Origin of the sequence: Pseudodesulfovibrio sp. S3, assembly GCF_004025585.1 — a bacterium.
GTDB lineage: Bacteria > Desulfobacterota > Desulfovibrionia > Desulfovibrionales > Desulfovibrionaceae > Pseudodesulfovibrio.
In genome coordinates this window covers 1-21,377 of sequence record NZ_QTZO01000027.1, presented here as the reverse complement: position 1 = coordinate 21,377, position 21,377 = coordinate 1, and the positions used below count along the sequence as shown (strand labels likewise).

Sequence of the window (21,377 nt, the reverse complement as noted above, 5' to 3'; positions counted from 1 at the left end):
GGGCTTATTCGATGCCCAGTGCGGTATAGACGGCCGCCATGTTATCCTTGATGATGGTCTGCTCCGAGGCGGGCACCTGCTGATCCACTTCAGCTTGCATGGCTTCAGCCTGGCCGCCGATTTGCTGGCCCATCATCTGTTCCATGATCTTTTTCTGTTCTTCGGGCAGATCCTTGAGCTGGGTTTCCATCTGCGCACGGATCTTGTCCATCTGTTCCAGGCTCACCATGGTCATGGTGTGGCTGTAAATATACATGAACCGTTCCTCGTCCCAGCCGGCGGCCTTGGCCGCGCTCATGACCGCCTCGCTCAGGGCGGCACCGGATGCATCCCCGATGTCCTGCTGGCTTTCAGCGGTCAGACCGGGCATTTTCGGCAGGTCTTCAAGGAATTTATCGAATTCGGAAGCGGTGAAGGGGCCGCCCATCTCGGTGACGACGGTCTTGCCTTCCTCGGACAGGTTGGGATCGTCGCTGACATCGTCGCCGCAACCGGTGAGCAGGCCGAGGGTCAGAATCAGGCAGAGGGCGAACAGAATTTTTTTCATGGTTTCTCCTTGTGAAACAGAGGATTGGATGTTGCTTCCCTCAGCCTATATGGGGAAGCGAGGTTTTCGTCAACCAGGGTTTCCCACTTTGCGAATGTCGGCCACCTGGCCGTGATAGCGTTCCGGTTCGCCGAGCAGGAAATCCACCAGGCCGCGCGCGGATTGTCCCGGGGTTATGAGCAGACCGTCATTATCCCATTGCTCGAAGACTTCTTTGAGTTGCTGCGCACCGCCGCCCTCGGCCTTGCGGGCGTCCGTCTGCATACGGGTTCTCACGACGCCCGGCCGCCAGATTATGGTCGTGATTTCGGGGGCCTCCGCAGCCAGTTGGCGGGCCAGGTGTTCCTCGGCGGCCTTGGCAACACAATATGCGCCGATGCCGGGTTGGGCACGTTCTGCGGCCCCGGACCCGAAAAAGACCGTCAGGCCATGTCCTTGTTTGATCAGGAGCGGCACGGCGTGGCGGATGAGCTGGTGCCCGGCGCATAGGGAGGCTTCCAGGACTTCACGGAATCGGGTCTTGTTCAGCTCCCAGACCGTGGGGCCGGGCGCGAGCACTCCTGCCGCGTGGATGAACCCGTGGAAGTTGCCCAGTTCAAAGGCGGCCTGAACCAACTCCTGGGCCACGTTGCTCGACGACACGTCCCCGGCCAGACATTCCGCTTTCACGCCGAGCCCGCGGCACCGGTTGCGCGTAGAACGCAGTTTGTCTTCGGTGCGTGCCCCCAGGACAAGGTTCACGCCTTCCTTTGCAAGCTCCAGTGCCAGGGCCTCGCCTATGCCCATGGATGCACCCGTAACCACCAGGGTTTTATTCCTTAAGGAAGTCATATATGGTGTGCCCTCATTGTGAAGATTTCAGCTTCTTAACGGGAGAGTACTCCATGTCGTTGAAAATGAGCAAGCGCAGACCGCTTGTTGCTCAATCAGAAATCAGGAACATGACCCTCGAGTGTGCCAAGGTGTCCGGCGTCAACCTGGCCCAGGGCGTGTGCGACCTGCCCGTGCCCGAACCGGTCCTCCGGGGGGCGGAAGAGGCCATGCGCGCAGGTATCAACACCTACACCCGCTTTGACGGGCTGCCCCGGCTGCGTCAGGCCATCGCGGCCAAGCAGCGGTTCCACACCGGCATGGATGTTGACCCCGAAGGCCAGGTGGTGGCCTCTGCCGGGGCCACGGGCGCGTTCTACGCCGCCTGTCTGGCGCTCCTGAACGAGGGTGACGAGGTCGTGGTGTTCGAGCCGTATTACGGCTATCACATCGTAACCATGGCCTCCCTGGGCATCAAGCCGGTCTACGTCACCCTGGAGCCGCCCTCATGGGAATTCGTGGCCGGGGACCTGGAGCGCGTTGTCACCGCCAGGACCCGTGCCCTGATCCTGAACACGCCGTCCAATCCGGCGGGAAAGGTGTTCGACCGGGCCGAGCTGGAGTTGATCGCGGATTTTGCCCAGGCCCACGACCTTTTCGTGTTCACCGACGAGATTTACGAGCATTTCGTTTTTGACGGTCTCAAACACGTTTCACCGGCAACCCTGCCCGGCATGGCCAGACGAACCATCACCATCTCCGGCCTGTCCAAGGTGTTCTCCATCACGGGCTGGAGACTGGGTTACGCAATATGCGATCCCGAATGGGCGCTGCCCATAGGCCATTTCAACGATCTGGTCTACGTGTGCGCTCCGGCCCCGCTCCAGATAGGTGCGGCCAAGGGGTTGGAGGAACTGGGGGCGGAGTATTATCAGGGCGTGTCCGACGACCATCAGATGAAGCGGGACCGTTTCTGCGGCACCCTGCGCGACATCGGCCTGACCCCGCATGTGCCCAGGGGCGCGTACTACACCCTGGCCGACGTGACCGGACTGCCCGGTTCCACCGCCAAGGAGCGCGCCCTGTATCTGCTGGAAAAGACGGGTGTGGCCTGCGTTCCCGGCTCGGCCTTCTATTCCGGCCCGGTGGGGGAAACCCTGGTCCGGTTCTGTTTTGCCAAGGAAATGGACATTCTCGAAGACGCCATGCATCGTCTGGGGAGGTTGACATGACCGAAAGCCAGAAGCGGGAATTCAAGGTGTATGCCCGGGAGGAAATAGCGGCGCTCAAAGCGGAGATTCCCCGGCTCAAGGAGCTGGTCAAGCCCGTGGCCCCGGACAATGCCATCGGCCGGATTTCCCGCATGGACAACATCGTCAACCAGTCCGTGTCCGAGGCGCAGCTGTCCAAGTCCAAGGTGCGGCTGGTCCGGCTTCAGGATGCCCTCAAAAGGGTGGATGAGGACGAGGATTTCGGTCTGTGCATCGACTGCGGCGACCCCATTCCCATGGCCCGGCTTCAGGCCATGCCCGAGACGCAGTTCTGCGTTCAATGCGCGGAATGATTCGGTCCTGACCCCGTCTACATGGGGCCGAGGGCCATTAAATAGATTCGTTTGAGCATGGCGGGCGGCACCTGGCTGTCCCAATGGCCCGTGCTCTCGGCCCATGCCCAGACGAGCAGCAGCACCAACACGGTCCCGATGCCCACTATCTGCCATGGGACAGTTCTGCGGCCCGGCACGGTGAAGGACAGACATCCTTGGACCGGGCATGAGCCGACGCATTCGGCGCAGCCGATACATTCAGGCGACCTGACCAGCACTTTTTTCTCCACCTCGATGCCGGACGGGCACCGCGCCGAACACCTGCCGCAGCCGATGCAGGTTTCGGCGTCGCGCCGGATGTGTGTCGGTCCGGTCAAGGCCAGCAGTCCGAGCAGTGCTCCGTAGGGACAGAGATACCGGCACCAGAAGTTGCGCACGATCAGGCTTGCCCCTGCCAGACCGGCGATGACGGTCAGGGAAAGGGCGGACGGGCTGGTGAAGAACGCGAGCATCCTGGCGTCCGAGGCCATGTTGAACGGGCTGGCAATGAAGGATTCCAGGGAGCGGGCGTCCATGCTGAATACGGCCAACAGGAAACCGCCGAGCAGCAGGTATTTCAATCCGGTCAGGGGCAGGTCGAGCCATCTTGGCGGGATGACCGCCAGGCCCAGCCGCTGTCCGGCCCGTTCCAGCAGTCCAGACAGAAAGCCCACCGGACAGATGTAGCCGCAGAAGCCCTTGCGGAACAGGAAGGCCATGATCAGGACGGCCACGAATATGGACAGTCCTGCCGGATGAACGTCGTCCCATTGCCCTGTGTCCAGCAGTTTTCGCAGGCCGAGCAGCCCGCTGATGGGCAGGAATCCCTCGACCGCGCCGGGCTTGGCCGCGAACGTGTCGGATTTGCCCGCGACCCAGTTGAGGAAGAGCACGAAACGAAAGCCCGTGTAAACGCAAAACAGCGTGAACGCGGCCTGGATGGCCATGCGGAAGCGGGCGGGAGTTGGTTTTTTCACGAAGCACCTGTCTGGTTTGGGTGCTCCCTAGCCGAAGCCGAGTGGGAGGTCAATCGTCTGCACTTTCTGCACAGTCAAGGGGACGGTCAGGCCTCGTCCTTTCCCACCGGCTTGATCTGCAGTGATTGGGCCTCTCTGCAAATGTGCGACCCGAGACCGACGCCCGCTTCGGCAAAGACGTTGAATGCGGTATGCACGCCCGCTTCGCGGAGCAGGGTCAATTCGTCGTCGTATTGGGCCATGGCGGCGATATTGCCCTGAAAGCCGCGCTCCTTGAGTTTCTTTATGACGTAAAGCTGAGATTCGAGCTTGGGCATGGTCAGGACATAGAGCTTCAGTTCGGGCAGTTCGGGCGGCAGCTTGCGCCAGAAATCCGGGTCCGTGACATCGGCCAGCAGCAGTTGCCGTCCCTGCTCAAGCTGGCTGTCCACGGTGTAGGCGTTTTGGTCAATGCCGAGCACTACCGGACCGAACTTGTCAGTGAAGTAGTCGTAGGCTCCCATCCCCACCCGGCCCATGCCCAGAATGGCGATTTGCCAGGTTCCGGCCTGGAAGGGTTCTTCGTCCGGGTGGCGCTCCACCGTCTCGAACCGTTCCAGGATGTCGTGTATCGCTTCAAACAGGGAGTCCGCCGTCCTGTTCAGGGGCGAGGCCAGGATGAATGAGATGGACAGTGCAATGGCCATGGCCAGCAACCATTCGCGGCTGAGCCATCCGTTGGCCGCAGCCAGTCCGCCCACGATGAGCCCGAACTCGCTGTAGTTGGCCAGGTTCAGGGAGGTTATGAGACTGGTTCTGGCCTTGAGGCGGAAGCGGGTGAACAGGAGGAAGAAGAGCGTCACCTTGACCGGCAGGGCCAGGGTCAACAGTAGGGCCGCGTTCAATGTTTCCATGCTCGGCAGGCCGGCAAGCCCGATCTCCAGGAAAAAACCGACCAGCAGGAAATCCTTGATGGAGTAAAGGGATTTCGCCAGGTCATTGGCCCGTGCGTGGGGGGCGAGCAGCATGCCCATTATCAGGGCGCCCAGGTCCGCCTTCAGGCCCACCAGGTCAAAGGCCCATGCCCCGGCCACAAAGGCCAGGAAGAACCCGAAGAGGACCTGGAGTTCGCCGTGGCCGATGCGATTCAGGATGCGCATGAACAGCCATCGGGCAACAGGCAGGGAGCCGAGGACCGCCAGAGCCCATGCCGTGGGCAGTTTGCCGGTGGAAAAGGCCAGGAACAGGACCGCGAAGATATCCTGGATGATGAGCACGCCGATGGCCGTGCGTCCGTTGAGGGAAGAGGAGCGCCCGCTCTCTTCCAGGATCTTCACGGCAAAGACCGTGGATGAGAAGCTCAGGGCAAAAGCGATCAGCAGTGCGGTGTTCAGGTCAAGGTCCGAGAAGAAGGAGAATCCGGCGGCGGTCAGCCCCATGAGTCCGGCCGAAAACAGGGCCACGGTCAGGAGCATGTGCAGGGAGGCCCCGGCCCATACCTCGGGCCGTAACAGGCTCCTGATGCGCAGTTTGAGGCCGATGGTAAAAAGCAGGATGGTTACGCCTATCTCGGCGATGCCCTGAATGGCGGGGCCGGAAGCGTATCCCTGGGTGGACAGGGCGAATCCGGCCAGCAGATATCCCACCAGGGGGGGAAGACCCAGGCGGCTGACAAGGTAACCGCACCCGAAGGCGAGGACTATGACAAGCGGATCGAAGTGCATGAAGGCGTCTATTGTCCTTGGTTGTGCGTCTTTGGGCGATTCGGTGAAGGCCGTTGCATATTGCTCAAATTGATTGCACATTATTGCATTGGGTGCAACGGGGGGAAATAACAAATCCGATGGGTTGCGCCGGGAGGCGCTCGCGCCGTGCGCTTTGCGCCCGGAATCCGGGGTGTGTTCCCTGGGCAGGCAGCGTGGTCGCCAGACAGCACAATACTGCCCGGAAAAGTCGGAAATCGTCCGCTTGGGAAGGGTTTTTCGCCTGGATTCGGCCTTTCGCCGCTCTTGACTATATCCCCGATCTGGCTTACCAAACCACCTCTTTGCCCAAGCTGGACAGAAGTCCTCGCGCAGGCAGAAAAAATAAATTTAGTAATTTCAGGGAGTTGTCCAGTTGTTCGAGAGCCTTCAAGAAAGACTTGGCTCCACCTTTTCAAGGTTGGGCGGCAAAAAGACCCTTGATGAGAATAATATCAAGGAGGGTCTCAGGGAGGTGCGTCTCGCGCTTCTCGAAGCCGACGTCAACTTCAAGGTGGTCAAGCAGTTCGTTGACCAGGTCAAGGAGCGCGCTCTTGGCGACGAGGTCCTGAAGGGGCTTGATCCCGGACAGCACTTTATCAAGATCGTCAACGAGGAGCTGATCGAGCTTCTTGGCGGAGAACAGCAGGGGCTGGACCTCAAGGCCAAGCCCCTGAAGCTGATGATGGTCGGCCTCCAGGGCTCGGGTAAGACTACTTCCTCGGGCAAGATCGCGCTCTTCATGCGGCAGCAGCACGGCAAGAAGCCGTATCTGGTGCCTGCGGACGTCTATCGCCCGGCTGCCATTGAGCAGTTGCAGACCCTGGCCCGGCAGCTTGACGTGCCTGTTTACCCGTCCACCACGGGCATGAACCCGGTGGACATCTGCAAGGATGCGTTGGTCAAGGCCGAGGAATTGGGCTGCGATCTGGTGCTCTTTGACACCGCAGGCCGTCTGCATATCGACGAAACCTTGATGGACGAGCTTGAGAACATCAAGAACGAGTGCAACCCGCAGGAAATTTTGTTCGTGGCCGACGCCATGACCGGCCAGGACGCCGTGACCGTTGCCGCCAGCTTCAACGAGAAGCTCGGCATTTCCGGTGTGGTCCTGACCAAGATGGACGGTGACGCCCGAGGCGGCGCAGCCCTGTCCATCAAGACCGTGACCGGCAAGTCGGTCAAATTCGTGGGTGTGGGCGAGAAGCTCACTGAACTGGAGCTTTTCCATCCCGACCGCATTGCTTCCCGTATTCTCGGCATGGGCGACATGATGACGCTCATCGAGAAGGCCCAGAGCGAGATCAACGAGGATGAAGCCAAGGCCATGGCCGAAAAGATGGCCAAGGCGGAATTCGATTTCGAAGATTTCCTCGGCCACATGAAGAAGCTCAAGAAGCTCGGAAGCATGGAAGGGCTGCTCAAGATGATTCCCGGCATGGGCAACATCATGAAGCAGATGGGTGACAACGTCATGCCCGAGGACGAGATGAAGCGCACCGAAGCGCTCATTTCCTCCATGACCATGAAGGAACGCCGCCAACCCGATCTCATCAATGCCAGCCGCAAGGAGCGCATCGCCAAAGGCGCGGGCATGAAGGTCGCTGACGTCAACGTGCTCATCAAGAATTTCAAGCAGATGAGCAAGGTCATGCAGGCCATGATGGGTGGCGGCAAGAAGAAGGGAAAGTTCGGCCTTCCCAAGCTGCCCGGCCTGGGCGGCGGCATGCCTGACATGAGTGCGCTTGGCGGGATGCCCGGTATGCCGGGAATGCCCGGGATGCCCGGCATGGAGGAAGAGACCGGCAGGAAGGCCCTTTCCAAGAAGACCCTGAAGGCGCGGAACAAGAAAAAGCTGAACAAGAAGAACAAGAAAAAGAAGAAAAAATAGACAGTAAAAGACCCTTCGTCTTTTAATGATATTAACTTGCCATAGAGTGGGCAAAAACGTATTAATCAAATATTGGGAGATAAGTATCATGGCAATGAAAATCAGATTGACCCGGATGGGTTCCAAGAAGCGTCCTTTCTACCGCGTGGTAGCTCTCGACAGCACTGTCCGTCGTGATGGACGCCCTGTGGAATACCTCGGGCATTACAATCCCATGGTCGAGCCGAACGAAGTCGTGCTTGATGTGGAAAAGATCGAGAAGTGGTTGGCCAAGGGCGCCGAGCCCAGCAACACCGTTCGTTCCCTGCTGAAAAAAGCCGGAAAATAGCCTTGCGCTTTTGAGCAGGCAGACTCTGGGAGTCGGCCTGTAGGGTCCGGACCACGTTTGGCAACTCATGTTCATGGCGCGCGGCAACGCGCCAGCACCGGAGGTGACGTCATGTTGAAAGAGATGATTGAGTACATTGCCAAGTCCCTGGTGGACAACCCGGACGAAGTGCATGTTTCGGAAGTTGAAGGCGAGCAGACCTCGGTAATCGAGTTGAAGGTGGCCAAGGAAGACCTTGGCAAGGTCATCGGCAAGCAGGGCCGCACGGCGAGAGCCATGCGCACGCTGCTCGGTGCCGCCTCCACCAAGGTGCGGAAACGCTCCGTTCTGGAGATTCTCGAGTAACTTTCTCGTTTGAGAACGTCTTGAATTTGCACGTCCGCAATTCCGCCTTGAAGGGCGGGATGCGAGGCGCAATGAAGACCCAAGGCCGGAGCGCGGTTCTACTGCGTGAGGGTTTGGGTCTTTTGCAGTAACCAAACAGATGGTGACTATGCGACAGTCCGGGTTCATCCCTGTGGGCGGGGTTGTAAAACCGCACGGAATTCGAGGGGAGCTCTGCATAAAAAGTTATGCGGACTCCCCGTCCCTTTTCGGTGCTGTGGACCCCCTGTATCTCCGGGACGGCGACAAGCCGCCACGGCCGGTGAGCGCCACTGCCTGGCGCGAACACAAGGGGCTGGTCCTGCTCACGCTCAAGGGTGTGACAGATCGCGATCAGGCCGAGGCCCTGCGTGGTCTGGAGGTGTTGATCCGTGAAGAGGACCTGCCGGAACTGGAAGGGGACGAGCATTATTTCTACCAGATGATCGGCTGCCGGGTGGTGCTTCCGGACCAGACCGAAGTGGGCGAACTGAAAGGGTATTACGAGACCGGCGAGCAGGACACCTGGGTCATCGTCAACTCGGAGGGCGCGGAAATCCTGCTGCCCGCCGTGCCCGAATTCGTATTGGACGTTGATCTCGACACCGAGACCATCGTCATCGAGCCGCCCGAGGGGTTGCTGGACCTCTATCTCAATGCCGAGCCCCCCAAGAAGAAAAAGCCCCGTCCTTTGCGCCAAAAACAACCCAAGACATCATGAATTTCCATCTCGTCTCCATCTTTCCGCACTATTTCGAGTCCCCGCTTTCAAGCGGGCTCATGGGCAAGGCCGTGGAAACCGGGTTGGTCAATCTCGACCATGTGGATGTGCGCCGGTTCGCGGGCGGGGTCCATAAATCCGTTGACGACAGACCGTTCGGCGGCGGACCCGGCATGTTGCTCAAGCTCGATCCCATGATCGCGGCCCTGGATTCCATCGAGACCAGGGGGCGCATCCTGATGCTCTCGCCGCGCGGCAAGCCGCTCAACCAGGCCAAGGCTCGGGAGTTGGCCCTGGAAGACGACCTGACCCTCATCTGCGGCCGCTACGAGGGCATTGACGAGCGCCTGCTCGACCTCTACCCCATCGAGCTGGTGTCCGTGGGCGATTTCGTGCTCAACGGCGGCGAGGCCGGCGCGGTCTGTCTCATGGAATCCGTGGCGCGTCTTTTGCCCGGCTTCATGGGGCATGAGGATTCCGGGGACGAGGAATCCTTTTCCGCCGGACTGTTGGAATACCCCCACTACACGCGCCCCGAAGACCATGATGGACTCAGGGTGCCCGAGGTGCTGCGTTCCGGGGATCATGCCAAAATTGCGGCCTGGCGGCGGGAGTGCAGCCTTTCCGCCACCATTGCGGATCGTCCGGACCTGTTGCCCGGCGCGAGCCTCACGGTGGAGGACGTCGATTTTCTGCGCCGGCAGCCGCGGACCCGGCTGGGGCGCAACCTGTACATAGCACTGTGTCACTACCCGGTGGTCAACAAGTTCGGTGAGAAGGTCGCGGTCTCCGTGACCAACCTGGACCTGCACGACATGGCGCGGGTGGCCCGGAGTTACGGCCTGGGCGGATTCTATGCCACCACGCCCATCGAGGACCAGAAATCGCTGGCGGGAAAGCTGCTGTCGCACTGGAAACAGGGGGCGGGCAGCCAGGCAAACCCGGACCGCGCCGAGGCCTTTTCCAAGGTCAAGGTTTTTGATGATATCGATTCGGCGGTCCTTGACATCGAAGCGCAAACAGGGCAATGTCCCCGCCTCGCGGCCACTTCAGCGCGGCTGGATCGTCGCAGGGAAGCCCAGCCTGCCCTGACCTACGGAGAAGTGCAGAACTGGCTCGCCAACTCTCCAGTATTGTTGATCTTTGGAACTGGACACGGTCTGGCGGAAGAAGTCCTCTCCAAAACGGACGGCATTTTACGACCGCTCAGGTATTTGGATGACTACAACCATCTGTCGGTAAGAAGCGCGGTGGCGATCATCGTCGACCGGCTTGTCGCGGATGAGTATTAAGAATTTAGGAGATTACCATGGACATCATCAAGAGAATCGAATCCGAACACATCCGTTTGGATATGCCCGACTTCAAGGCCGGTGACACCGTCAAGGTTCACTACCGGATCATTGAGGGCGAAAAAGAACGCATCCAGGTCTTCCAGGGCGCGGTCCTGCGTCGTCGTCGCGGTACCACCAACGCCACTTTCACCGTCCGCAAGATTTCCGACGGTATCGGTGTTGAGCGCGTGTTCCCCACGAACTCCCCCTACATCGACCGCGTTGAAGTGGTCTCCGAGGGCAAGGTCCGTCGCAGCCGCATTTACTACCTGCGCAATCTGCGCGGTAAGGCCGCCCGCATCAAGTCCAAGCAGATCTGGGAGTAATTTTTCGGATAAGCGGCGTTCTGCACCGCTGCTCTCGAAACCCGGACCCTTGCGTATGGGAATACGCGGCGGCCCCGGATTTCGTTCGCATCGGCACAGCCCACCACTTCTCCAAAAAATTACAGGAACTAATGCGATATATCTGCCCGGAGTGTCTTTTGACACTCCGGGCTTTTGTGCTTGAACTTTCGGATGTGCGGCATTCTGCACCGCTGCTCTTGAAACCCGGCCCCTTGCGTATGGGAATACGCGGCGGCCCCGGATTTCGTTTGCATCGGCACAGCCCACCACTTCTCCAAAAAATTACAGGAACTAATGCGATATATCTGCCCGGAGTGTCTTTTGACACTCCGGGCAATTGGTGTTGAAGGGGTGCGGAGGTTACTGTTTCCACTCAGCGTGGATGACGTTGCCGTCCATGGTCTGGACGCCACAGTATAGGGAGCTGCCAAGGTACAGGGTTGCGCGGGCCCAGGTAGGTTTGATTCTCCAGAGTTCAAGATCGTCACTGTAAAGGGTGGTGAAGGCACTCATTTGGTTGATGGGAAACTGTATCTTGACCCGCTGTTTTTGGCCCGGAGCGAGTGCAAGCTGAACGGGCATATCGAACGGGTATGGATGCTTGCCGCCGTCGACGGCCATGGTGCCCATTGCGCTGGGGTTGATGAGCCAGCGGTCCGAATTGTTGGTCACATCCACGGTGATGGAAAACTCGTCGCCGATATTCTGTTCGAATCCTCTGGCTTTGTCCGAGTATTTCACTGTCATGCCGATGAGCTTGACGGCGATCTGTGGCGGGGAAAGGTCTAAGCGACCGTTGAAAACCATTGGCGAGCCGCTGTCGTTGGCCGTGACGGTGTAATGGGTGAAGTTGGAACAGTTGCTGTGTTCGAATTCGCCTATGGTCTGGGAAACCTGTGCGCCGGGCTGGACCGTTTGCGAGAAATTGATGTCCATGGACTGTGCTGGGCGAAACATCTGGTGACCCTGAAGCTCAATCTTGTATCGGTTCAGGTTGACAGAGGTTGTTCCCTGATTGGACACCGTCAGTTTGAGTTTGCGAAGCTTCTTGTCGACAACGGTTTCGGCTATGGTCAATACCAGGTTGGGGCCTTCGAGCACGTCCTTTTGGACATTGGCCCCGACGCTATGTCCCATGGCGTTCCCTGCTGTCGCGGCAACGCCGGTTGCTGCCGGGGTTTCGATATTGCCCGGATTGGCGGTGGATGCGCTGAAGGTGCCTGTGCCCAACACCGTGTTGTTTCGGGTGTCGATGATCTCGATGGTGACTCTGGCAATGCCTGGAGTCTGGGAGAATTGCCGCTGCAAGTTGAGCGACCGGCCCGGCCTGAGATCCTGGGCCAAGGTGAACTGGTCGCCTGCCGGTGAGGCGGTTCCCTTATGATCGTATTGCGTGCCGCGCACGGCAATGGTGTTTCGGGGGAGATTCCTTTTCGAGGTATTTGTCACGGTCACGAACCAGTCGGTCCGTCCGTTGCCTCTGGTCACGGTGAACTGCGACAGCTGTACGGCTGCTCCGGTCTGCACCATGGTTGCTTCCATTGTCTTGGTCTTGGGTTGTAACAGTTCAAGGCCGCTGGCCCAAGTCTGGACCGGGCACAGCAGGGTAAGGCAGAGTATCGAGAAGAGGATTCTCATGCGGTGTTCTCCTTGAGTGAGGGTGGTGGAGCCAGAGTCGAATCTATCCGTACACTATTATCGGCATGTTTTTCAACCTAAAGGGCTTTGTGAGACTTCGTTCTCGGTACGGTGTTGTCGCGATCATGGAAGGTGGCTATTTTCCGGGTTTTGGGGCAGACATAGGCCCGGAGGAAACTGATGACCCAGATTATTCTGTTCGACAGAAAAGGCTTTGCGCCCGACGAGATCGCCGGGGTGGACGAGGCAGGGCGGGGATGCCTGGCCGGGCCGGTGGTGGCCGGGGCGTGCATCCTGCCTGCGGAGTACGACCTGCCGGGGTTGAACGACTCCAAGCAGCTCACCGCGGAAAAGCGGGAAGTCCTCTATGACCTCATCCGCAATCAGGCCGTGGCCTGGGCCGTGGGCGTTTCCTGGTCCGGGGAGATCGATCAGGTCAACATCCTGCAGGCCACGTTTCTGGCCATGGCCAGGGCCGTGCGAACCATGAAGGTGCAGCCGAAATTTTTGCGCATCGACGGCGACAAGACCGTGCCGTTCCATGCGTTGCGCCTGGATATCCCCCAGGAGGCCGTCATCAGGGGCGACGGTTCCGTTCCGGCCATCTCCGCCGCGTCTGTCATGGCCAAGACCTTCCGCGATCGGCTCATGGTCAAACTGGCCAGGCGCTATCCCGGTTACGGCATATCCCTGCACATGGGCTACGGCACCAAGGTGCATGTGGAAGCCATTCAAAAGCTCGGTCCGTGCAAGCTCCACCGGATGACCTTCAAGAAGGTCAGGGTCGAGCAGAAAGCGCAGGAACAGGCCAGCCTTTTCTAGGATTTGCCTCCGGCGGCCAGAGGGGGAAACTTTTGAAAAAGTTTCCCCCTCTGGACTCCCCTTTCAAAACTTTTTGTAGCCGCCTTCGGCGGGGAGATCGGTAAACTTTTCGTAAATTGAATGGAGCGGATTTGGGGCGAACCGCCCCAAACAGCGGCTTATGCTTTACAAACATTGGAGCGATTCGGGTGCGCCTCGCACCCGACAGCGGCTTTTCCCCAATGCACTGTCATACAAGCATCCGTGGACGCGATTAGGCTTGGGAGAGTGGGGCAGATGTGCATTTTGTCGGGCGCAGCCCAGCCGGAGGCGTAGCAACGCTACGGTGAGGATTGGGCAAAGCCCGAAAAATGTGCAGATGGCCCGCTATCGCAAGCCGCTATTTGTACGCAGACAACTGCCTGGCCGTATCTCTGGCGATGTCCTTGTCCTTCAAGTCCTGCTTCTTGGAATGGACGTTCTTGCCGCGTCCCAGGCCGATCAGAACCTTTACCTTGCCCCGGCTGAAATACATCTTCATGGGGATGACGGTCAGGCCCTTCTGTTCGGTCTTGGTTCGAAGCACCTCGATTTCCCGTTTGTGCAGGAGCAGTTGCCTGGCCCGTTCGGGGTCGTGCTGGTCGAACTCGCCCGCCTTGTCAAAGGGGGCGATGTGCACGCCCACCAGGAAGGCGGAGTTGTTTCGGAACTGGACGTAGCCGTCCTTGAAGGAGACATGGCCCGCACGCAGGGATTTGACCTCGGAGCCGACAAGGGAAATGCCCGCTTCGAAGGTCTCGAAGATTTCGTACAGCCGCCGGGCCTGCTTGTTGACGCCGATGGTGTCCGGGGTGAGGCTTTTGTTCTTTTTCTTTTTTGCCATGGATCGTCTACGTGGGCATCTCGTCGTTTTCCAACAGGGACGAGAAGAAGGTGACTTCCTCGGGGAAGTGCTTGAAAATGTTGTTCATCACCAAATGGTTGATGCGGCTGACCATGCGGCATTCCAGGACATCCTTGAGCAGGAGGCGGCAGTCGTGCATGTTGGTCTGCCGAATGATCCGCTTTATGCCGGGAATGGCCTGCGGGGTCATGGAGATGGAATCGATGCCCATGCCGAGCAGGATTGGTACGCAGAACGGGTCCGAAGCCACCTCGCCGCAGAGGGACACTTCTATGCCTGCCTGATGGGCCGCGTCAACCACCAATTTGATGGCGCGCAGGGTGGCCGGATGCAGCGGCTGGTACAAATAGGACACGTGGTGGTTGGTGCGGTCCACGCCGATGGAATACTGGATGAGATCGTTGGTGCCGATGGAGAAGAAGTCCACCTCCTGGGCCAGGAAGTCGGCGATCATCACCGCTGCGGGCAGTTCGATCATGGTGCCCACGGGCATGTCCGGGTCGTAGGCCACGCCTTCGCGCCGCAGTTCGGCCTTGGCCTGGGCCAGCCACGCCTTGGCCTGGCGTATCTCCTTGACGCCGGAGATCATGGGGAACATCAGCGAGACGTTGCCGTAGGCCGAGGCGCGCAGGATGGCCCTGAGCTGCGTCTTGAAAAGCTGCGGGTTCTTCAGGCAGAAACGGATGGCCCGCAGGCCCATGGCCGGGTTGGTTTCGTTGAGTTCGCCGAAGGTGGAGATGAATTTGTCGCTGCCCAGGTCCAGGGTGCGGAAGACCACCTTTCTCGGTGACATGATGGCGGCCAGATCGATGTATTTCTCGGTCAGCTCTTCTTCGGAGGGCAGTGTGTTCCGGTTGAGGTAGGCGTATTCGGTGCGGTACAGTCCGATGCCCTCGCCGCCGTTGTCCAGGACTGCGGCCACTTCCTCCACCAGTTCGATGTTGGCCTGTACCTGCACCCGCGATCCGTCAAAGGTCTCGGCTGGCAGGTGGCATTGGCGCTTGATCTTGCGCGTATAGGTCTCGAATTGGGCTGCCCGTTCGTTGTAGTCCGCCAGTTCGCTTTCCGTGGGGTTGACCACGATCTTGCCGGTCAGGCCGTCGATGATGACCAGGTCGCCGTCACGGATGAAATCTTCGAGCTTGTCCACGCCCACCAGGGCCGGGATGCCAAGGGAGCGGGCCATGATGCCGGTATGGGACGTCTTGCCGCCGCGCACGGTGGCAAAGGCCATGATCCGGTCCACCTGGAGTTCGACCGTGTCGGCCGGGGACAGGTCGTGGGCCATGATGATGGCCCGGCCCGAGATGGCGGTCCGGTCGGTTTTCACGCCCATGAGCTTGGTCTGGACCTTGTCCGCGACCACGCGCACGTCCTGCATGCGTTCGCGGATGTACTGGTCCTTGATGGCCTCGAAAGCGGCATCCTGGTCGGCGACGGCTTTTTCCAGTGCCCAGGCCGCGTTCAAACCGAGGCTGGAGATATATTGTTCAGCGGCGCCGGAAAGTTTCGGGTCCTTGAGCATCATCAGGTGGGTGTCGATGAGGGAACTGTGGCTTTTCAGTTCTTCCGGCACCAATTTGCGGATGGCTGTCAGTTCGGTTTCCACGTCCTTGAAAGCGCCGTGCAGCTGCTTGATTTCCTCGGGCACCAACGCAGCGGGCACGGTGTGCCTGGGCAGGTGAGCCATATGGTTACGGTTGACGAAAAAGGCCTTGCCGATGGCAATGCCGGTGGCAACCGGGATACCCGTGAGGATCGTGTCAGCCATTTACGCTCCTTCGAATTTGTTTTGGAACAGTTTTTCCAGTCGCTCCAGGGCGGCTTCGGCATCCTCGCCCATGGCGCGCAGTTCCACGACGTGGCCGGGACCGGCGGCCAGGGTCAGGATGTCGAGGATGGACTTGGCGTCCACCTTCTGGTCTCCGCAAACCAGGGATATATCCGCCTCGAAGGCTTGCGCTTCCTGGGCGAGCCTGCCTGCCGGTCTGGCATGCAGTCCGTTTTCGGAGGCAACGACAACCTGTCGGGACAGATATTCTCGGACCCCGTCTATGGTGCTTTCATCCGTCATTATTCAAACCTTCTTTTCAAACTCTTTATATGTCTGATTGAAAAGGAAATCACAAGCCAAATCCCGTTTTGAACGTGTCTTCCAGCCATGGGAAACAGGTGATGATGGCCATTAATACGGCCACGGCCAGGACACGGGTCATCATGCCGGTCCGGACAAAACGGCCGAAGAGCATCAGCGTGCTCAACCCGATGAGCAGCTCCCACCATCGGTAGGGGTGCGGCCAGAGGATTACCCATAACCAGAGCAGCAGAGCCGCATTGGCATACTTGACCCGGCGCCCCCAGTTGATGAGATCCCACCGTTTCAGTCTCTGAAGAAATTTGAATCCCTGCCTGATCCCGCAGATAAAGGTGTAGGCGCGAAAGGCCTGCACCCCCAGCAGCAGACTCAACCCTATCGAGAAGGCCAGGGCCTGGTTTCCGGTCAGGAGCAGGCAGATGGTCAGGAGTGCCCAAAAAATGAGCAGGCTGCCCGCAAAGACCGAGTCGCCGATGGCCGAAAGGGTGTAGGCCGTGGTGTCCCTGACCTTGGGCAGCATCTTCGGCGGGAAATGGCCCTGGCCGATGGAAGTCTCCACATGGAGCAGGATGCCCACCATGCACGGTGCCCAAAAGGGATGGGACTGGTAATGGCGGGCATACCTCTTCAGCGCGGCCTTGAATCCCTTGCGGTCTCGGTGGATGGCTTGCAGGCCGGGTTGCATGGCGTACATGAGGCCGATGTTCTGCATGCCTCGGGTGTTGAAGCCCGTGCCGGTCAGGTAGCAGCGAAAGAAGCTGCGGACAAAGGCCATTGCCCGTGAGTCGGCCTGCAGGCGTGATATCCCTATATCCATCATGGACGAACCGCCGGGCTATGCGCCGTTTGGAAGGAGGTTGAACCGGGCCAGATACCGGCAGGTGGCCAAAGCCGCCATGGTCTTGATCACGCCGCCGATGATGAACGGAGCCACGCCCACTGCCCAGACCTTGCTCCAGGTCAGGTCAAGGGCGAATTTCAGCCAGCCCGCGCCAAAGGCGAACACAACGACCATGCCGATCAGGCCGAAGGCCATGCCCTTGAACCAGGGAATGAGCTTCTCTTCTCCCCGGGCCAGGCCGCTGATGAAGGCGGAGAGCAGGAACCCGAAGAGGAAGCCTCCGGTGGGTCCGATCATGTGGCCCAAGCCGGATTTGCCGCCTGCGAACACGGGCAGTCCGATGACGCCGGCCAGCAGGTACAGGGCCACGGCCAGGGCGCCGCGCCTGGGGCCGAGCACAAATCCGGCCAGGGTGACGAAAAAGGTTTGCAAGGAAATGGGCACCGGGCCGATGGGGATATTTATGTAGGCACCGGCACCGATGAGCGCGGCCATGAGTGCGGTCCAGACGAGTTGGTGTATATCGGTAAGCGACGAAGTCTTCATGGGTTCTCCATAGCAGGTTGTCAGCGGGAGCGCATCAAAGCATAGACGTCCTTGGCTGTCCATCCGTTCGAGCGGACCGCTACCCTGCGGGCAATTTCCTTGGGCTTGTCACCCTTGTCGGATTCTTCGTCAAGCATGTGCAAGATATCCGCTTCAATGGTTTTTCCGGTTTCACCGGCCGGGCCGATGATGACGGTCAGTTCGCCGCGCAGGTCCAGGTCAAAGGCTTCGAGGGTGGCCAGGTTTCCCCGGAGAAATTCTTCGAACTCCTTGGTCAGTTCACGGGCCACGCAGAATTCACGATCTCCCAGGATGTCGCGGGCAATGTCCAGGGTGCCTGCCAGGCGCGATTTGCGTTCGAAAAAGACCAGGGTGGCCCCGGTGTCGCGGTGGGCGGCAAAGAGTTTTTCGGTCTGGCTCTTCTTTCTGGGCGGAAACCCGAGAAAGGTATAGGGCAGCGGCGGCAGTCCCGAGGCGGAAAGGGCGGTCACCGGCGCACTGGGGCCGGGCACGGGCGAGACCCTGATGCCGTTTTCGCGGCAGGCGCGGACCAATGTGAAGCCGGGATCGGACAGGAGCGGGGTGCCCGCGTCCGAGATCAGGGCCACGTCCAGGCCGTCTTCGAGAAAATCGAGGACCTTGGGCAGCCGCTTGTCTTCGTTGTGTTCGAAAAAGGACATCAGACGGCCGTGGCGTTCCAGTCCGAGCCGCTTGAAAAGCAGGCCGGCCCGCCGGGTGTCCTCGGCCAGGATGACGTCGGCCTCCGTCAGGATGTCCCGCGCCCGGGGCGACAGGTCGCCCGCATTGCCGAGGGGGGTGGCTACCACCCAGAGTGTGCCTGTGTTGCTCATAGTTGCAGTCCGCTCAGGTCGAATACGTTTTCAATATGTTCCACATCCAGGGATGAGCCGGTGTCCGTGACCGCGGCCAGGTCGAACCGGCAGGGCTCGTCCCACAGCTCGAATTCCGTCAGGTAGTGGCTGGCCGCTTTGATCAGGCGGGCCTGCTTTGTGCGCGTCAATGCATCGCCGGGAGCGGCCATTGAGCCTGCCTTGCGGGTTTTCACCTCCACGAAGACCACGGTGTCGCGGTCCCGGCAGACCAGATCCAGCTCCCACTGGCGAAAGCGCCAATTGCGCGCCAGCACCCGGAACCCCTTGGCTCGAAGATGACGCGAGGCCGCATCCTCGCCCTGGTCGCCGAGGCTTTTTGCGGGTTTCGCGGGAATGAATTTCGTGAAAAACCCCATGGAGACGAGTGATAGCACAGGACCTGACGGCTTGCCAGAACCCTTGTCCCCTATCTGCCCGCAAGCAGGCGGACAATGGCGTCGGGGCTGAAGTCGTATTCCTTCAAGCCGGGATTGTATGTTTTGGTGAGTTCTTTGAAGTCTATTTTCTTCCAGTTGTCGCGATTCAGTATGGGCGCGTATTTGTTGATGTTGTCCATGTCTATAAGCCGCATCTCGGATTGTATGGTGGTGCCTGTGTCCGCAAAGTCCCGACCGTTGTGGTAGTCGAGGATGAGGGTCAATGCCCATGCGCCTTCCATGAAATGCCCGCCCACCGAGGCGACCAGCTCTCCCCGCTTGACGGCTTCTATGCCCTGATGCGACCAGTCGACGCCGCCCAGGACACAGTCCCGTCCGGGCTTCATCCCGAGGGAGGCCAGGGTTTTTCCGGCAGACAAGGCCGTAGCATCGCTGACCACCCAGTAGACCGTGGCCGAAGGGTGTATCTTGTGCAGCAAACGGGTTTTTTCGCCTGCCACTTTCGCATCCCAGTACGTTGGGACAAACCTGTCCAGGACTGTTTCGGACTGGTCGGCAAGGGCCTGGCATAGGCCTGCCTGCCTGTCGATGGAGACCATGGTGTCCAGTCCGCCACCCAGCCCGACCACATGCACTTTCTTGTCGGGGCCGGTCAGTCGCAATTTTGCAGCTTCCCGGAAAAGGCGTTTGGCCAGCAGATAGCCGGCCAGCTTTTCGTCGGGGTGGATATGCCCGATCCAATGAGGATGCTTCTCTCTGGGGAGGCCCGCCTGGTCCTGTTCGCATTGCACGATGTCGGAATTCACAAGGAAGGATTTCACGCCTGCCGTCTCGGCCATGCCCATGATCGTGAGGCTGCTTTCTCCGTGATAGATGTATATGAGATAGTCGGGTTTGTTTTCTCCGGACAGGATGATTTTGGCCTTGTCCATGACGTCGAATCTGTTGGTCGCCTTTACAAGGGCAAGGTCGACTCCCAGGCTTTTCGCCGCAACGGTCATAAAGGAGCAGTAGCTGTCCCAAAAGGGGTTCAGGGCATAGTCCGCCGGGGATATGAAGGTCACTCGGGGCGGAGGCGGTTTTGCACCGGCAAGCATGGCGGTCGGCATGCACAGGATGGCGATGAGCAGCACTGCTGGTCCGAGTGCAAAAGATATAGGATTTTTATATCCGAGTGAAAAAAAGGACTTAGTCTGTCGGGACACAATGGCCTGCTTAGCACTCATATGATGGGTGGCGCAACGGGTTTTGATCCCCCCCCTTGTCCTCTTTTCTCTTTTGCCGATTCTGGGGTACAGGATCAATACGGAGGCGGGTTATGCTCAAATACGCAATGATCGGCGGCGGTCCCGGCGCCTTTGTGGGCGACGTGCACAGGCGGGCTTTGGCTTTGAACGGCCATGCCAAGTTGGTGGCGGGGTGTTTTTCCCGCGATCTGGAAAAAACCCGGACTCTGGGCCGCGAACTCGGCCTGGACCAGGACCGGCTCTACGCCACTCCCGAGGAAATGGCCCGGTTGGAGGCGGGGGATATCGACTTCGCCGTGGTGGTCACCTCAAACGAGGCGCATTATTCCAATGTCAAGGCGTGCCTCATGAGCGGCATTCACGTCATGTGCGACAAGCCGTTTACCCACACCTCGGCCCAGGCCGAGGAGCTGGTGCGTCTGGCCCGCGATCGGGAGTTGATCCTGGCCGTGACTTACACCTATGCGGGCTATCCCATGGTGCGCCAGATGCGCGAGATGATCGAGCGCGGCGACATCGGCGAGGTCCGGTTCGTCAATTGCGAATACCCGCAGGGCTGGCTGGCCGAGATGCTGGAGACCACCGGCCATATCCAGGCCTCGTGGCGGGCCGATCCCGAGCGCAGCGGCGGTACCCTGTCCCTGGGCGACGTGGGCTCGCATATCGAATACCTTGTGCCGCACGTCACCGGGTTGAACCTGACCCGGCTGGCCGCCCGGCTCGACTCCCTGGTGGAGGGGCGTCTTCTGGACGACAACGGCACCATCCTGACCGAGTACGACACCGGCGCGCGCGGCATGTATTGGTATTCCCAGGCGGCCACGGGCATGGTCAACGGGCTCAGGCTGCGCGTGTTCGGCGACAAGGGCGGCCTGGAGTGGTTCCAGGAGGACCAGGAACACCTGCGCTTCATGCCCTTGAACGAACCCGCCCGGATCATCACCCGCGGTACCCCGGACCTTCTGCCCGGCGCCATGGGTTATTCGCATACCCCGGCGGGTCACCCCGAAGGCTGGTTGCAGGCCTTTGCCAATATTTATACTGCGTTTTGCAATACCCTGGAAAACGGGGCCGCCGTCGACTTTCCCACCGGAGAGGACGGGCTGCGCGGGGTGCGGTTTATCGAGGCTTGTTTGGAGAGTTCGAGAGGGGATACTTGTTGGATTGAGATGGGGTAGATCGCTTTGGGCAGCGGGCCTGAAGAAATAAGGAAGGCCGCCCAGGGGGCGGCTTTTTGTTTGGGATGCGCGCCTTTGGCGCGAGAGGCATTGTTTGGGGCTTGCAGCCCCAAAGGCATTCCATGTCCTTCTTCGCGGGTGTGTGCGGGTTCCCCTTGCAGCAAGTCTGAAGAAGAGCCGTCGCTCATCGCTCCTCCATGTTTTTTTTCTGCCCTCCCGGCGGGGTTCTTTTT

At 59.6% G+C, this 21,377-nt stretch carries 23 protein-coding genes; 10 read left to right on the top strand and 13 right to left on the bottom strand.

The window, feature by feature from the left end; all coding sequences use genetic code 11:
• Positions 1-4: 4 nt before the first annotated feature.
• Both DWB63_RS16350 and DWB63_RS16345 read right to left on the bottom strand, forming a co-directional pair.
• The gene (locus DWB63_RS16350; protein WP_128329935.1) at positions 5-547 is read right to left on the bottom strand and encodes a hypothetical protein; all 543 of its coding nucleotides are present in this window, start codon (positions 545-547) and stop codon (positions 5-7) included.
• 69 nt (positions 548-616) lie between these two features.
• Complete coding sequence (locus DWB63_RS16345) at positions 617-1,378, bottom strand: SDR family NAD(P)-dependent oxidoreductase (protein ID WP_128329934.1); 762 nt, start codon at positions 1,376-1,378, stop codon at positions 617-619.
• A gap of 53 nt (positions 1,379-1,431) precedes the next feature.
• Between DWB63_RS16345 and DWB63_RS16340 the strand changes: the two genes are divergently transcribed.
• Positions 1,432-2,589, top strand: coding sequence for a pyridoxal phosphate-dependent aminotransferase (locus tag DWB63_RS16340; protein WP_128329933.1), 1,158 nt, complete (start codon positions 1,432-1,434; stop codon positions 2,587-2,589).
• A complete protein-coding gene (locus DWB63_RS16335; RefSeq protein ID WP_128329932.1) occupies positions 2,586-2,921 on the top strand; it encodes a TraR/DksA C4-type zinc finger protein in 336 nt (111 codons plus the stop codon). The genes DWB63_RS16340 and DWB63_RS16335 overlap by 4 nt, the downstream gene beginning before the upstream one ends.
• Positions 2,922-2,938: 17 nt before the next feature.
• On the opposite strand, the gene DWB63_RS16330 is transcribed toward DWB63_RS16335, so the two are convergent.
• On the bottom strand, positions 2,939-3,919 hold the full coding sequence (locus DWB63_RS16330) for a 4Fe-4S binding protein (RefSeq protein ID WP_241648894.1): 981 nt from the start codon (positions 3,917-3,919) through the stop codon (positions 2,939-2,941).
• Positions 3,920-4,005: 86 nt separating this feature from the next.
• Positions 4,006-5,703, bottom strand: coding sequence for a cation:proton antiporter (locus tag DWB63_RS16325; protein ID WP_241648893.1), 1,698 nt, complete (start codon positions 5,701-5,703; stop codon positions 4,006-4,008).
• Positions 5,704-6,016: 313 nt separating this feature from the next.
• On the opposite strand from DWB63_RS16325, the gene ffh reads away from it, so the two are divergent.
• From ffh to rplS, 6 genes are all read left to right on the top strand, one after another.
• The gene (ffh, locus tag DWB63_RS16320) at positions 6,017-7,531 is read left to right on the top strand and encodes a signal recognition particle protein (RefSeq protein WP_128329930.1); all 1,515 of its coding nucleotides are present in this window, start codon (positions 6,017-6,019) and stop codon (positions 7,529-7,531) included.
• 88 nt (positions 7,532-7,619) lie between these two features.
• Positions 7,620-7,859, top strand: coding sequence for a 30S ribosomal protein S16 (rpsP, locus tag DWB63_RS16315; RefSeq protein ID WP_128329929.1), 240 nt, complete (start codon positions 7,620-7,622; stop codon positions 7,857-7,859).
• Positions 7,860-7,970: 111 nt separating this feature from the next.
• Positions 7,971-8,204: a KH domain-containing protein gene (locus tag DWB63_RS16310; RefSeq protein WP_128329928.1), complete on the top strand. Its 234-nt coding sequence runs from the start codon at positions 7,971-7,973 to the stop codon at positions 8,202-8,204.
• Between the two features lie 139 nt (positions 8,205-8,343).
• Positions 8,344-8,943 carry a ribosome maturation factor RimM gene (rimM, locus tag DWB63_RS16305; protein ID WP_347231980.1) on the top strand — a complete coding sequence of 200 codons (600 nt, stop codon included), beginning with the start codon at positions 8,344-8,346 and terminating at the stop codon, positions 8,941-8,943.
• Positions 8,940-10,235 (top strand): tRNA (guanosine(37)-N1)-methyltransferase TrmD, encoded by a 1,296-nt coding sequence (gene trmD, locus DWB63_RS16300; protein WP_128329927.1) that lies wholly within the window; start codon positions 8,940-8,942, stop codon positions 10,233-10,235. Before rimM ends, trmD begins: the two co-directional genes overlap by 4 nt.
• Before the next feature lie 17 nt (positions 10,236-10,252).
• A complete protein-coding gene (gene rplS / locus DWB63_RS16295) occupies positions 10,253-10,603 on the top strand; it encodes a 50S ribosomal protein L19 (protein ID WP_128329926.1) in 351 nt (116 codons plus the stop codon).
• A gap of 381 nt (positions 10,604-10,984) precedes the next feature.
• Here rplS and DWB63_RS16290 read toward each other — a convergent pair whose 3' ends face one another.
• Positions 10,985-12,262, bottom strand: a complete 1,278-nt coding sequence (locus tag DWB63_RS16290) for a hypothetical protein (protein ID WP_128329925.1) — start codon at positions 12,260-12,262, stop codon at positions 10,985-10,987.
• Between the two features lie 180 nt (positions 12,263-12,442).
• On the opposite strand from DWB63_RS16290, the gene DWB63_RS16285 reads away from it, so the two are divergent.
• Positions 12,443-13,084: a ribonuclease HII gene (locus DWB63_RS16285; protein WP_128329924.1), complete on the top strand. Its 642-nt coding sequence runs from the start codon at positions 12,443-12,445 to the stop codon at positions 13,082-13,084.
• Positions 13,085-13,463: 379 nt separating this feature from the next.
• Here DWB63_RS16285 and smpB read toward each other — a convergent pair whose 3' ends face one another.
• Genes smpB through DWB63_RS16245 form a run of 8 tightly spaced genes read right to left on the bottom strand, consistent with a single transcriptional unit; the run spans position 13,464 to position 19,852 of the window.
• Positions 13,464-13,946, bottom strand: a complete 483-nt coding sequence (smpB, locus tag DWB63_RS16280; protein ID WP_128329923.1) for an SsrA-binding protein SmpB — start codon at positions 13,944-13,946, stop codon at positions 13,464-13,466.
• Between the two features lie 7 nt (positions 13,947-13,953).
• Positions 13,954-15,738, bottom strand: a complete 1,785-nt coding sequence (gene ptsP / locus DWB63_RS16275; protein WP_128329922.1) for a phosphoenolpyruvate--protein phosphotransferase — start codon at positions 15,736-15,738, stop codon at positions 13,954-13,956.
• Positions 15,739-16,041: an HPr family phosphocarrier protein gene (locus DWB63_RS16270; protein ID WP_128329921.1), complete on the bottom strand. Its 303-nt coding sequence runs from the start codon at positions 16,039-16,041 to the stop codon at positions 15,739-15,741.
• 49 nt (positions 16,042-16,090) lie between these two features.
• A complete protein-coding gene (locus tag DWB63_RS16265) occupies positions 16,091-16,882 on the bottom strand; it encodes a PTS system mannose/fructose/sorbose family transporter subunit IID (RefSeq protein WP_128329920.1) in 792 nt (263 codons plus the stop codon).
• A gap of 15 nt (positions 16,883-16,897) precedes the next feature.
• Entirely contained in the window at positions 16,898-17,449 is a 552-nt protein-coding gene (locus DWB63_RS16260; protein WP_128329919.1) for a biotin transporter BioY, read from the bottom strand.
• Between the two features lie 20 nt (positions 17,450-17,469).
• Positions 17,470-18,300: a 16S rRNA (cytidine(1402)-2'-O)-methyltransferase gene (rsmI, locus tag DWB63_RS16255; protein ID WP_128329918.1), complete on the bottom strand. Its 831-nt coding sequence runs from the start codon at positions 18,298-18,300 to the stop codon at positions 17,470-17,472.
• Entirely contained in the window at positions 18,297-18,698 is a 402-nt protein-coding gene (locus tag DWB63_RS16250) for a YraN family protein (RefSeq protein ID WP_128329944.1), read from the bottom strand. The genes rsmI and DWB63_RS16250 overlap by 4 nt, the downstream gene beginning before the upstream one ends.
• 50 nt (positions 18,699-18,748) lie before the next feature.
• A complete protein-coding gene (locus tag DWB63_RS16245) occupies positions 18,749-19,852 on the bottom strand; it encodes an ABC transporter substrate-binding protein (RefSeq protein ID WP_164879929.1) in 1,104 nt (367 codons plus the stop codon).
• Positions 19,853-20,037: 185 nt separating this feature from the next.
• Here DWB63_RS16245 and DWB63_RS16240 point away from each other — a divergent pair, with 185 nt between their 5' ends.
• The gene (locus tag DWB63_RS16240) at positions 20,038-21,144 is read left to right on the top strand and encodes a Gfo/Idh/MocA family oxidoreductase (protein ID WP_128329916.1); all 1,107 of its coding nucleotides are present in this window, start codon (positions 20,038-20,040) and stop codon (positions 21,142-21,144) included.
• Positions 21,145-21,377: the final 233 nt, after the last annotated feature.